We start from the raw sequence: 11,721 nt of genomic DNA, 5'->3' as shown, positions 1-11,721 counted from the left end.
TTATTTTCCATACCTTACTGTCCAGCCTGTTTCAGCTGGTCAGCAATCTGTTCTTTCACTTTCTGCGTCAGTACGCCACTGTCCGGGATTTTCTGGTTATTCATCAGGTCTTCGTAGAAGTTAGTGAAATCCAGTCTGTCGAACTGAATTTTCTGCAGCTCATCAACCGTAATCCCCCGACAGTCAGGATGCTTCGCACTGCCAAAACTGATACGCAGCTGTCCGTTGCGCCCCTGCTGCTGGACTATCTGCGCCAGCTTCGAATCAAACTGACAGTAACTGCGTTTTTTCTCCAGGCAGACACCCAGCACTTTCTTCGAACAGAACTCTCCGACACTGACGGTCAGTTTGTTTGATTTTGCTTTAGCCAGGGCCTTTTCATCACTGCTGCATTTGGCCAGCCCGATATCCTGTCCCCAGCCGCTGTCCTTACAGCAGTTGCTGTATCCGGCTGCAGCCTTCTTACAAAATTTCGCCTGACCGGTGAAAGCACGGACATCCACCCCGTTCAGCGCCGCAACATCCTTACCTGCTGCGGCCAGTGCCGCCAGCTGAGAAACGGCTTCGGCAAAATCATTACTCTGCCCGCTCTGAGCCTTATCACATTCGCCATCGAGACAGAAGACGTCTCCCCCACAGACCATCACTTTCCCGGATGTTTTTGACTCACAGGAGTAGGTGGCATATTCATGCAGACAGGCACCTTCTTCGGAGTAAAAGGCGCACTGGTGTGACACTAGGGTACAGGCAGGATTGTCGGTGTAGGTCTGACAGGTTCCCTTGTCTGCTGACTGCGTGACATACGTGTCCCGGTATGCCCAGCAGCTCTGGTACATGCTGTATGACTGACCATCTTTCACCAGCGTCCTGTTCCCGCCAGCCTCCGTACATTCTGTTTTTGTCAGTTTCCCCAGCTCCTTGCTGAACGGGCAGCTTTCAGACCAGACAACATACGGGGTGTACGAGGCTTTTTTTACCCTGACAACCAGACGCAGCTTCATTGATATATGACGCTTAAGTCTTATACTCCCGGCCCGGGCAGGATGAGATGAAGTGAAAGCCACACCGGCAGTCAGCGTTTTCTGCACTGGTGTAAATGAGGCATCCACGGATGTTTTCGAGTTCCAGTTCAGGCGGCTGCCCAGCACAGTAACCACCATATTATTGCTTTTCTGCAGATATATCCGTTTCCAGCTGTAATGAGCACTAACTATTTCTCCGGTAACGGGAGAGGTAATGGAGACAACATACTGACCATTCACTTCCCGGGAAGGTAACTGCCCCATATCATATTCCAGCGTCCGGGTTTCCCATGTGGTACTCCCCTGCAGCTCCATACGGGCAGTTCGCGTACAGTACTGCTCCACCTGTAAATCCCGCTCACAGGTGTAATTCGTGTATTCACTCCGGCTAATCTTCTGTGCACTGCACTGCTGCCGGGTGTTTCCTACGATGCTGTCGGCCCGGTTTACCACATCCCTGCCGGTCTGAATAAACGGTGCATCCGGTGACAGAATGTCTTTCGGCTTGTTCATGAATGACGCTGTGATGGTTTTACCGGTTTCACCTGTCGCCCATTCCGTGGTGCCGTCATTTTTCAGGCCGCCATCCCCGCCGGCAGTCACGCCACCGTAATATTTTGTCTCGTCCGGATTCGCGTTATAGCCGGGGATACTCTCCTGTGGCTTAAAGCCCTGAATACTGCTGCTTCCCTGTCCTTTGATCTGGTGAGCAAAATCAGAGCCGGCCCGGTAATCACTATTGCTGTCAGCCTGTGCCATGCCGGCAACCAGAGCCAGTATCAGAGGTAAAATACGTTTCATTTCCCGGAATCTCCTTTCCCTGCCAGTAAATCATGAGCCACCTGGCGACAGTCCCCCGTGGCGGCCACTTTCTCCAGCGCCTGGCCGACCCGCAGGTTTCCCCGGATGATGTCGTATCCCTGGCTGCAGAACACCACCAGAGCCGGCACACTGCGGATGTTGTACTGTGAAAAGAGCGTCGGGTCGATCTGAACACCATCAGTCGCGCCGTCTTTCACCAGGGACAGCACGGCTTCAGCGGTGGTCTTCAGGTCATTGTTCACCATGCCCCGCAGTGTGGCGGGTATACCGTAGTGCCGGGTTTCGCCCAGCATTCGTTTCAGCCCCTCTTCGGGAATGGAAAACGACACAAAATACAGAGCACCCTGCCGGGGTTTCCCGTCCTGCGAAGCCTGCTGTTTACGAACCAGTTCATCCAGGAAATGGTTATCTGAACGCTGAAGGGGTTTTTCCAGCACCTGTTGCTCCGCCCAGGCTTTCAGCTGATGGTCAGGTTTTTCGCGCAGTTGTCTGCTTAAATTTTCCTGCTGCTTCAGGAACTGGCGGTTTTCAGGAGTGTTCACGTTTTCTGACGCCATAACCGCCCCGTTCAGCATCATCAGAAGTGCTGCCAGAGATTTCATACTCAGCTTCATCATTCACCTCACAGGAATACACAGTTACGTTTACGCCACATCAGGTAGCCGAAGTTTTTCTTTGTGTTGGGCGGATTTTTCCCGGTTTCCCAGCGGGTCACGCTGCGCCCGAACGGGTGGCACTGTCCGCTGTCCGGATACATATTCACCATCTGATAACGCCAGCGTTCTTTGGGCAGGATTGGGGACGGATATTCATTACAGACGGCGTTATTTTTCCCGATAGTTTCCATAATCATGCCCTGACGGTGCAGCTTGAACGCCATGCGTTCACTGACCAGCAGGGAGGACTGCAACGGACTGGACTCATTACTCACCCAGCCATTAAACGGGTACATACTGCCCTGCGAACCGGCACACCAGAACAGAACATCGAGAGGCATATTAAAGGCGCTGGCAATCGCATCTGCTGCACAGGCCCCCTGTGCTATCGGATTGGCAAAGATGACAGCTTCCGGATTGAGAATGGTGGTCAGGCTGCTGTCCGTCCAGGTGGGGTCGATTTCAGAAAGATAAGCGATATCCAGGTCACCACCTTCCAGACAGCCCAGAGATGTGATGATGTTAAGCCAGTACGTCAGCGGGTATTTGTACCAGTGAACGTGATAGAACGCCCCGTTCACCTGCTTCTCATCCTTTTTCGCCGTTCCCTGTGCCGTTTTACCAAAAGCCGGCAGGCTGAAGCCCAGGTTCACCATACATCCCGGTGACCGGGTGACGTCCGTCAGCGCCATCGGCTCCCAGTAACCAATGGCCAGCCCGATACGCCTGAACAGCGGCGGCGGTGCCGGACAAATCTGAATGGGCATCGACGGGTTCGCCGTGTCGGGGACCTTACCCTGACTGACTTTGATACTGCCCAGCGAGAGCGGGAAAATACAGCTCCAGCAGATATCCGTGATCGGGTTTACAAAACGCCCCTCACAGGCAGAATCCGCAGACGCTGCAGGGACATGACCGGCGAGAAGGAATAACATCAGCAGCCACAGGCTTCGCTTCATTTTCTGCCCTCCTCTGCCGGAATAAATTCCACCTTCAGGAAGCGATCGCCGGGAACGGCGCTCACCCGTGCCGGGACCTGATCAATGCCGAGGCGCTGGCAGAGCACACCGTTCTGGTCAAAGTAAACACGGCTGTCCAGAGACTTCTGCATCTCCGGGATACTGCCCTGCACGAGGATAATTTTGCTCTCCAGTGTGGGCGGCGTCTGGCGTTTCATCCAGGCCACCTGCGCCGGATCATCGCCATTGATGAAATACAGCGTCTGGTTAAAAGGAACATACTGCAGCGGATTCATCACTTCACCCTGACGGGCAAACACCCGCCCTTCGTTATCCCGGATATCCGCAGCCAGTCTGACGGACGGGTCAAACAACCGGCTGCCGTATTTCTCCGTGCGTCCGATACCGGGCACGGCAGGGGGCCGCAGACTGTTGCGGATCACCCGCTCCTTAAAGGCATCCATTTTCCGGCCCATCTCACCGGACTGCTCCAGTGCCGTCAGGCGCTGCATGATCACCGTCAGCATGTCCGGCTCCTTTACCGGCCACAGATCGCCCCAGGTACCAAGATCGGCGGCGGCCACACTCTGCCCCCATATCAGCAGGGCAATCAGCCCCCGGCATCTCATGGTTCCGCCCTCATTCGCCGGGCGATATCCTGCTGGATTTCCCGGGTGATATCCGGAGCCCCCTGTACCACGGCAGGCGACACCAGAATGACCGCGTGGTGTTTCTGCTGCCACGCCTGCAGGCTGGCTTCCAGTGCCGTGTTAAAACGCGCTGAAAGGGCTTTTGACTGTGCTTCTGACAGTTGTTTCTGACTGGCGCTGTCAAAAAACGCATCCACGGTCTGTTTCATGTTGAAGGCGGCAGTCACCGGTGCGTTCAGTCTGACAATGCCGTAACTGATGGCTGCGTTCAGTAACACCATTGCCAGGTATCCCGGCACCGTCCACCACCAGTGGCTGCGTCGAGGGGCTGTAACGTCAGTCGTTTTTTGCGTTGTGGTCATGCAACACTCCTGTATTTCTCATGCTCTTCAAGCCAGGCTTCCAGCGAAGCCATCTCCGGCCCTGATTTCTTCCACGCCAGCTGCCACACCGCCTCATGAATACTCAGCCCCTCTTTACGCTTCTGCTGTACAAACTCAAAGTCCGGGCCGTCAGAGCTGTACATGGCACGGCTTAACGGGTCCACAAACAGACGGTGCCAGGAGGAATGGTTTTCCACCTGCAGCAGGAAGGAACTGAACCACTGGTCTTTGGCCGCACCAAACTTGCCAATCATGTCGCGCTGCAGTGGCAGGAACTGGTCCGGATACAGCTGGTTGTATTTCGCGAACTCCTTCGCACTCTGTTTGAGGATAATTTTGTAGGAGGAGTTACCCCATGCCGCACGGGCAGCACTGGATGCCTTGTCAGAGTCAAAGTCGACGATGTTCTGTGTGATGGTGATATAGGCACCGGTATGACGGCGGGCGGTACGGTAACCTTTCTCAATAAACTCACCGACCTTGTGATTTTTGAAGTCCAGCAGACGCCAGCCTTCATCAATAACGTTCAGTTTTTTGAGATTACGCGGCGTGCGGTACATCCTGTTCTCGATGTAGATAATCAGGGAGAACATCACCGCAACCAGCAGTGACGGACGGTCTTCCAGTCCGCCCAGCTCCAGCACCACCATTTTTGCGTCATCCCGCAGGGACGGCTCATCAGAGTTAAAATACTGGCCGTAAGTGCCGTTGGCAGTGTACTGGTCAAGCAGCACAATCATTTCGTCCAGACGGCTGCGGATAGTCGGTGACTCGGCATACTGCTCGCTGTCACTGGCGTTTTTCAGAAAATCCACCACGTCATCAATACGTGCCCTGTTCTCTTTGGCCAGCCATGATGCCCTGACGGCCTGCAGCAGCAGACCTTCATGCACTTCATCCAGGTTACCGTTGGGGCTGGCCATCACCGACAGCTGGTCGCGGACACGCTCCGCTGACTGGTCAATATCGGTGATGTTCGCAAACGGGTTAAAGCGCAGGGTTTCACCGTCCAGATATACGCCCCCCATGTTCTCACACAGGGACTTGTAGCCATCCCCCATGTCGAACACCACGGCAAAGCCCCCGGAGTCCAGCACGCTGCGGATAAGTGGCTGTATCAGCCCGGTTTTACCGGCCCCGGAGGTGCCACAGACCGCCATGTTGTAGTTGGTGTTATTCATCCCCCGGAAGAAAATATCGATAAACGCCAGCTGGTTACGGTAGGTGGGTGCCAGCAGACCTGCCGGTGTCAGGGGGTTATCCGCCACTAACGGCATCAGGTTGGCCACATTAAAGCTCTCTGCGCGCTGTACCACTCCGGCCTCTTTCAGCTGTTTAAACAACCCTTTCCCGGCCATAAAGGGCAGACAGGTCAGGAAATTGCGCATGTGGTTAAAGCGCGGTGAAATCAGCTCAAAACCGTTTTTACGGAAGCTGTTCAGGATGTCCTGCTCCACTTCCAGTGCCGTTTCATTATTGTCCTTGCAGAAGGCTGTGATGTTGAGGAAGTAGGACACCACGGAGGACTGACCGGAGCCCAGCCGCTGACGCAGTTCCCCCCACTCCTTCGCCTCTTTCTCCACGGACGGAAACCATTTGGCATAGGAGGTCTTCGACTTTTTCTCCAGGTCCATGTACTTCAGGTTGGCTTCGCTGTGGGTTTTCACCTGGTCTTCCACCACCAGAGTCAGCGTCAGGATGAACGGACAGGAGATGGACAGTTCCGGGTTCAGCAGGTTGCTGTAGTTGTCAGCCATGTTCCACAGGAAGGCGATTTCCGGGTTACGGGCCAGATGGAAATTCAGGATGCGGGCCGTGCTGTTCCTGCCGTTCTCACGCAGGCCCAGCGTCAGATAATCAGCCCGGACTTTCAGATCAAAACTGTCCTCCACACACTGATAATTCAGATCAGAATACGGGTCCAGCTGACGTCTTTTCGGGTACAGGGAGTCCGGGTTATGGTTAATCATCTCCCCGACAATATCGATAAAGGCCTGTGCATCCACCGTCTGTGTGATGATACTGGCCCCCTGTAACGACGCCCGGATGATTTTCACCAGGTTTTCCATTTCCAGAATGTCGGCCCGGCTTTTTTTCTTCGAGGGAGAACAGTACGAGATAAACACCCGGTAATGGCGCAGGGTCAGGGGCAGATTCATCCCCTCCGGCAGCGGGAACTGTGTCGCTGCCGCTTTCATATAATAGGCACGGGTAATGGCGTTAAACCGTTCAGCCTGTTCACCTGACCAGGAGAACTCACGCAGCCCGTATTCAATCCTGTCACCAACCAGCTGGCTGGACATCAGATGGATACACAACGGAATACCGCGCGGCAGTTTGGTGCGCAGCATGTGGTCGAGCGCCTCCACAATGGACTCATTCGCACCATTGATGGGAATGGCTTCCAGCATAAAGCCCATCGTGGTGTCATTCATGAACAGGCCGGACTCCTGGTTGTAATCACGGTACGGCAGCAGACGGCTGAACTGCGGGAAGCTCATTTCGCCCAGAACTTCATTGGCCTTTGCGGATTCATCCGGTAATTTAAGCGCGGTCAGCAGTGAATTGACCGCCTGAGTGACGGCCTCAAGTGGATTATTCACATGAATTCCTTAGTTGAAAAATAAAGCGAGAAATGCGGTAGCCATGAAGGGAATACCTGTAATTAACGCGCCATTTCCCGGCGCATATACAAAGATTTCTGTTTTCTGAATATCCACTCATATTCATCCGGAATTAAATCACTATGTTCTGCGACTGACTTATGCATAATGTTTTCTCTGCTTTTCCTGATACGCCTGGCATTCAACGCATAACGTCACACCGGGAAATATTTTCCGTCTGGCCTCCGGAATGGGGTTTCCGCATGCCTCACAGAGATAAACAGGAATACCATTAACATTTATCTTCTGGCGTATCCGGTTTATTCCTGTCATGGTCAGTTGTTCTGTCACTGAATATGCTTCATCGGCTTCATCACTCACGGAATATTCCTCCCGACATGTTCTGACACGCTACCGCCCGTCCCTTTTCACGCACAGGGCACTCGTTTTACAGGCAGATTTTGAATACAGAAAGCCCGCCGGCATTGCCGGCTGATATACAACTTCAGGGTCAGTTAATTAATACGTGGTTTTCCCCACGCAGACGGCTTAATAACAAAAAACACACTGGATGGCTGATGATAAACATCCTGATTATCAATATAAGGCGCTATCCATAATGCTGCCGTCTGCTCACCCGTTCTTAGCGGACGGGGTGGTGTTATCGGCGCAACTGAACTGACCGGAACAACCGTTTTCACTTCCCGGGCAGCGGTAAACAGCGGGCGTGGTGCCAGCAGTTTCTGCTCCGGAAGTGCCGTCACTGCAGGTTTGCTGCCGGACGAAGTTGTCGTGCTAACGGTCTGCACCGGGGTTGTCCGGAAGTTCCCTTCAGCCAGGTGCGGCAGTGATGCCGCAACCGGCTTTGCTTCTGAGGACTGCTCCAGTTTTTTGGCCTTCTCGTTGGCCTGATCCATCGTCATACAGGTATCTGATGTGGTAGCGTTACACTCAAATTCCGTACTGGTTCCGGCACAGCCGGAAAGTAATAACGTCCCCAGCAGAGGAATAAATAAAGAAATCTGTTTCATTGCCCTTCTCCTTTTTTATTACCCCCCACAACAGAAGAAATGAATTCAACCATCATATTTGTTTTCCCTGCACAGGGTTGTCCGAAGACTACTGTATTTCCCGGAGAAGAAAACAAACTCATCGACATCCCCTTCTTTATCACACCAACAGCAGCCATATAAAAACTGTGCGGCAATGATTCAGGAGTGAACCCCTTCGGTGCAGGGAGAACTATTCTTGTGGTGCAGTTACTGAGAACAGAATGAATAAAATCATCTGATACGATTTTATCCGGTACAGAGCAGGCAGTAATAACATTAATATTACGCATGTTCATTTTTATCTCCGTTGTTTCTGTTTGTTCTGTTATCAGGGAAATAAACAGGGTATTCCCTGATTTTTCCCGGCAGGGAAGTGTCTTCCGTAAGCACATCCTTCAGACGTTCATCTGCGGTTGCCACCCGAACACATTTTATTGTTCCGGGCCGCACCGTTTTTTTTCCTGGTGCCCACCGCAAACGACATAAACATCAGTGCCAGCGTTGCCCATAATGCGGTGACCAGTTGCATCAGTGACCGGTCAGTTTCCCGGGTATACTCTGTGGCCCCAACATTGCGGTAATGGCAGATTTCTTTTACTTCTGCTCCGGGAAAGTCTGAGGAAGAAAACCGACATTCACTGACCGGAAATTGCCCGGCAGGGGCTGTTTGTCTTACGAAGTTAATCTCCTTAACCAGCAATTTCCCTGGCGTGGTGTTGTCCTTCCATAAAACAAACAGAGCCATCAGGGCCATTGTGGCCAATGGCAGAATGACGGCATATTTCAGACACCAGAGCAGTCCTCGCAGGACACGGGCAACAACATACCGGGCGGCAAGGCATGTCTGACGGGGCGACATATTATTTACCATCGCTGCCCCCACCATGACTGCCGGACATAAACTGCTGCGGATTCAGGTTGCCCAGTTGCTTCAGCATCTGGTCAGTATTAAAGCCGTTAAGATGACTTTCAGCTGATGGCGGAACAGGTACTGGACTTTCCGGATTCTCATCTTCCGCTCTGTTCTGCGTGCGTTCCAGCGCCATCTCTTCCACGGTTTTCAGCTGGAAGCCGTCCTGGAACACCACGGTCACTTCATTGCCCGCGCCAATGGGTATCACCGGGTGATACTGTTCGGCACGTTTGATGTAATAGTCACTGAGCGTCTGTGCGGCTTTCGATGCGCCGCCACCGATACCCATTTTCAGGACATCGCCAGCCCCGTAAGCGGCAGTGGCACCCAGCCCGACAGCCGGCTGGGAAGCACGCTCCATTCCCTGACCAATACCATCAACAAATCCCGCGCCCCATGCCCAGCCGAGGATTTTGCCGTTACGCATCACCACTTCGCCCTTGATACCGTTTTTACCCCGGAAGCTGACATGCCCCTTAATCGGCATATCAATTGTTTTGCCGTCCTTCAGGCAGCTGATATTACGGGTGCGCACGATGGCACGCTCACTGGACACATCCCCCCAGGCTTCCAGACCAACAAAACATCCCGTTGCGTCATACGTCTTGCTGTTCGGCATTTCCACCAGGCCGGTGATACGCAGCTGCATCGGCACCGTGGATTCATTACCGGTGACTGAGGCATTGGCATCCGCCCCTTCAATCAGCATGGCTTTCGCAAAACTTCCTGACGGAATGTACGGCAGCGATGGTCCCTGTTTTCCCTCATTACGGGTAAACACCTTACGCTGTATCCGGTTAGGCACTGGCACAGACTGGTACGTCACCTGTGGTGGTGGCGTGACACCATTACCGGGATAAAACGCCGTCGGCGGTGGAACAGCAACGCTGCCCTGCGGCGGGAAGGATACGGGTGTGTTTCCTGGCTGTGGTTCGCCTTCCGGGCCGGGCGGTGAGGCTGGTGTATGCGGTACAGGCTCTCCGGTCGCGGTGACGGGATTTGCACCCAGGGCTTTCACCTGCTCTGCCAGGGCGGCATTGTCCTGGCCCAGCTTTTCAATACGACGCTGGTCATCACCGCGCTGTTTGTTCAGGACATCCAGCTCTCGACGGATTTCCTCATACTGCTTCTGCATCTGCGCTGCAGTCACCTGCATCTCTGTGGTTGCATGCTGACGCACCTTGTCATCAAAGGTCGTATCCACCACACCGGTCATATCCGGCACAGGCTCCTGTTCAGCCACCGCCTCACCGTTACCGGACATGTCCACATCAGACAGATACAGTGCACCACCAATCGCGGAAACTGCACCGACAACCACAATCCCCAGCCACAGGTACTGCTTGCGCTTCACAATGGTGTTGATACTGGCCATCAGTTGCCCTCCCCGTCACGGATGACATACACATCCATGCGCGCACCTGCCAGTAACTGGCTGGCAGGCTGACTGAACATTACGGCACGGGTTCCCGGCTGCCAGAAGTCACTTTCCCGGATATTCAGGGCAGCCAGCGTTTTATTTTCCACGGCAAAGCGGATCATCTTCAGGTGATTCCCTGTCCATACCGCATCTGCCACTGAAGACAGACCCGCCGGAGCCTGCAGGGTTTCCTTTGTCACAGGAACCTGATACCAGCCTGCGGGTAATTTTCCGCCACGGACGGCCTGGCTGATGGTCACAAGCAGGGATTCGTAAGGCGTGGACGTTTCCCACGCTCCGGCTTCTTCTCCGGTCCCGCGCAGGTCACTGACCAGTTGAATGGTACGCCCCGCGCCTTCACGGGGAACGGCCTGAATGGAAAGGTTAAGACCACGTTCTGTTTCCAGAATGAACGTAAAGGGCTTTTTGTTGACGGTGGCCACCACTACACCGCCGGAGGCGGTCTGCTCATTATTGGTCAGGGCACCATCCAGACTGTTCACGGCGATAATCCGGTCACCGGGAACGGTAAACAGATTCGGGCTGGTATTACTGATGGCAATACTGGCCTGACCACCGTTCACCATTGGCACCACGGTGGGGGGCAGCGTACCGGTTGCGGCCATCACGCTACAGGAAAAAAACAGGCCGCCGAATATTATTGCTGTATTATTTTTTCTCATCGTCTGTTTCCCCGAAATTATCCAGCCAGGTCACCCCGTTTTCCCTCTTCAGAATAAGGATGTAATGTTTGATATCAGTGAAAGGTTTTGAATCACCAATCCAGGTTTTAAGCACACCACGAATTTCCACACGTCCATACTGAGGCCAGACACGAACACTGGTCTGGAAAAAGGCGGAGTTCACGTTATCGTTTTTAATACGCTTCGCCTCTTCAGCCAGAATAACTTTCATCTGGTTCTGTGCGCCTGGACGGATATATTGCAGAAGCGCCTGATGTGAGGCATCAACGATTTCCGGTGAGACATTCAGACGGAGGGCAACAAATGACAGCGCCATCTGCTGTAAATAAGAGGCATCGGCACTGTTCTGTGAAACGGCAAAAGGGGCATTAAACGCCATTGGTGTCACGGCGGTGCGTTGCTCATTCTGAAGACGGTAGTTATTTACCCCCTGAATAACGTTAACGGCGAGGCTGAGAACAATAAGCACCGACATAAATATAAAAGCGATGGCCATTACACGACTGGTACTTAAACGGGCACCGTGTTCCATATAAC

At 53.5% G+C, this 11,721-nt stretch carries 12 protein-coding genes and 1 pseudogene; all 13 read right to left on the bottom strand.

Annotation, left to right across the window (positions count from 1 at the left end; translation table 11 throughout):
* Window positions 1-14: 14 nt before the first annotated feature.
* On the bottom strand, window positions 15-1,823 hold the full coding sequence (gene traN, locus AACV31_RS07955) for a type-F conjugative transfer system mating-pair stabilization protein TraN (RefSeq protein ID WP_165156911.1): 1,809 nt from the start codon (window positions 1,821-1,823) through the stop codon (window positions 15-17).
* The gene (gene trbC / locus AACV31_RS07950; protein ID WP_165156953.1) at window positions 1,820-2,458 is read right to left on the bottom strand and encodes a type-F conjugative transfer system pilin assembly protein TrbC; all 639 of its coding nucleotides are present in this window, start codon (window positions 2,456-2,458) and stop codon (window positions 1,820-1,822) included. The genes traN and trbC overlap by 4 nt, the downstream gene beginning before the upstream one ends.
* 8 nt (window positions 2,459-2,466) lie before the next feature.
* Window positions 2,467-3,459 (bottom strand): conjugal transfer pilus assembly protein TraU, encoded by a 993-nt coding sequence (gene traU / locus AACV31_RS07945; RefSeq protein WP_000830839.1) that lies wholly within the window; start codon window positions 3,457-3,459, stop codon window positions 2,467-2,469.
* A complete protein-coding gene (gene traW, locus AACV31_RS07940; protein WP_001203720.1) occupies window positions 3,456-4,088 on the bottom strand; it encodes a type-F conjugative transfer system protein TraW in 633 nt (210 codons plus the stop codon). Before traW ends, traU begins: the two co-directional genes overlap by 4 nt.
* The gene (trbI, locus tag AACV31_RS07935; protein ID WP_001585100.1) at window positions 4,085-4,471 is read right to left on the bottom strand and encodes a type-F conjugative transfer system protein TrbI; all 387 of its coding nucleotides are present in this window, start codon (window positions 4,469-4,471) and stop codon (window positions 4,085-4,087) included. The genes traW and trbI overlap by 4 nt, the downstream gene beginning before the upstream one ends.
* Window positions 4,468-7,095 (bottom strand): type IV secretion system protein TraC, encoded by a 2,628-nt coding sequence (gene traC, locus AACV31_RS07930; protein ID WP_165156913.1) that lies wholly within the window; start codon window positions 7,093-7,095, stop codon window positions 4,468-4,470. The genes trbI and traC overlap by 4 nt, the downstream gene beginning before the upstream one ends.
* Window positions 7,096-7,254: 159 nt before the next feature.
* Window positions 7,255-7,476, bottom strand: coding sequence for a conjugal transfer protein TraR (gene traR / locus AACV31_RS07925; protein ID WP_165156915.1), 222 nt, complete (start codon window positions 7,474-7,476; stop codon window positions 7,255-7,257).
* A gap of 134 nt (window positions 7,477-7,610) precedes the next feature.
* Complete coding sequence (gene traV, locus AACV31_RS07920) at window positions 7,611-8,126, bottom strand: type IV conjugative transfer system lipoprotein TraV (RefSeq protein WP_161574072.1); 516 nt, start codon at window positions 8,124-8,126, stop codon at window positions 7,611-7,613.
* On the bottom strand, window positions 8,123-8,443 hold the full coding sequence (locus AACV31_RS07915; protein WP_245174386.1) for a conjugal transfer protein TrbD: 321 nt from the start codon (window positions 8,441-8,443) through the stop codon (window positions 8,123-8,125). Before AACV31_RS07915 ends, traV begins: the two co-directional genes overlap by 4 nt.
* Window positions 8,430-9,018: pseudogene (gene traP / locus AACV31_RS07910) on the bottom strand (conjugal transfer pilus-stabilizing protein TraP). The gene AACV31_RS07915 and the pseudogene traP overlap by 14 nt, the downstream one beginning before the upstream one ends.
* Window positions 9,008-10,435 (bottom strand): F-type conjugal transfer pilus assembly protein TraB, encoded by a 1,428-nt coding sequence (gene traB / locus AACV31_RS07905; RefSeq protein ID WP_161574073.1) that lies wholly within the window; start codon window positions 10,433-10,435, stop codon window positions 9,008-9,010. Before traB ends, traP begins: the two are co-directional and overlap by 11 nt.
* Window positions 10,435-11,163 (bottom strand): type-F conjugative transfer system secretin TraK, encoded by a 729-nt coding sequence (traK, locus tag AACV31_RS07900; RefSeq protein WP_161574074.1) that lies wholly within the window; start codon window positions 11,161-11,163, stop codon window positions 10,435-10,437. Before traK ends, traB begins: the two co-directional genes overlap by 1 nt.
* Window positions 11,150-11,716: a type IV conjugative transfer system protein TraE gene (gene traE / locus AACV31_RS07895; RefSeq protein ID WP_161574075.1), complete on the bottom strand. Its 567-nt coding sequence runs from the start codon at window positions 11,714-11,716 to the stop codon at window positions 11,150-11,152. The genes traK and traE overlap by 14 nt, the downstream gene beginning before the upstream one ends.
* Window positions 11,717-11,721: the final 5 nt, after the last annotated feature.

Origin of the sequence: Cronobacter sp. EKM101R (assembly GCF_963888145.1) — a bacterium.
Classification (GTDB): domain Bacteria; phylum Pseudomonadota; class Gammaproteobacteria; order Enterobacterales; family Enterobacteriaceae; genus Cronobacter; species Cronobacter turicensis.
The sequence above is the reverse complement of the archived record's forward strand: the minus strand, read 5'-3'. Positions and strand labels throughout refer to the sequence as shown.

What these genes read in the sequence shown, in the direction of transcription:
- traN (WP_165156911.1), bottom strand. Translation starts at nt 1,823, where the DNA reads ATGAAACGTATTTTACCTCTGATACTGGCTCTGGTTGCCGGCATGGCA.
- trbC (WP_165156953.1), bottom strand. Translation starts at nt 2,458, where the DNA reads ATGAAGCTGAGTATGAAATCTCTGGCAGCACTTCTGATGATGCTGAAC.
- traU (WP_000830839.1), bottom strand. Translation starts at nt 3,459, where the DNA reads ATGAAGCGAAGCCTGTGGCTGCTGATGTTATTCCTTCTCGCCGGTCAT.
- traW (WP_001203720.1), bottom strand. Translation starts at nt 4,088, where the DNA reads ATGAGATGCCGGGGGCTGATTGCCCTGCTGATATGGGGGCAGAGTGTG.
- trbI (WP_001585100.1), bottom strand. Translation starts at nt 4,471, where the DNA reads ATGACCACAACGCAAAAAACGACTGACGTTACAGCCCCTCGACGCAGC.
- traV (WP_161574072.1), bottom strand. Translation starts at nt 8,126, where the DNA reads ATGAAACAGATTTCTTTATTTATTCCTCTGCTGGGGACGTTATTACTT.
- AACV31_RS07915 (WP_245174386.1), bottom strand. Translation starts at nt 8,443, where the DNA reads ATGAACATGCGTAATATTAATGTTATTACTGCCTGCTCTGTACCGGAT.
- traB (WP_161574073.1), bottom strand. Translation starts at nt 10,435, where the DNA reads ATGGCCAGTATCAACACCATTGTGAAGCGCAAGCAGTACCTGTGGCTG.
- traK (WP_161574074.1), bottom strand. Translation starts at nt 11,163, where the DNA reads ATGAGAAAAAATAATACAGCAATAATATTCGGCGGCCTGTTTTTTTCC.
- traE (WP_161574075.1), bottom strand. Translation starts at nt 11,716, where the DNA reads ATGGAACACGGTGCCCGTTTAAGTACCAGTCGTGTAATGGCCATCGCT.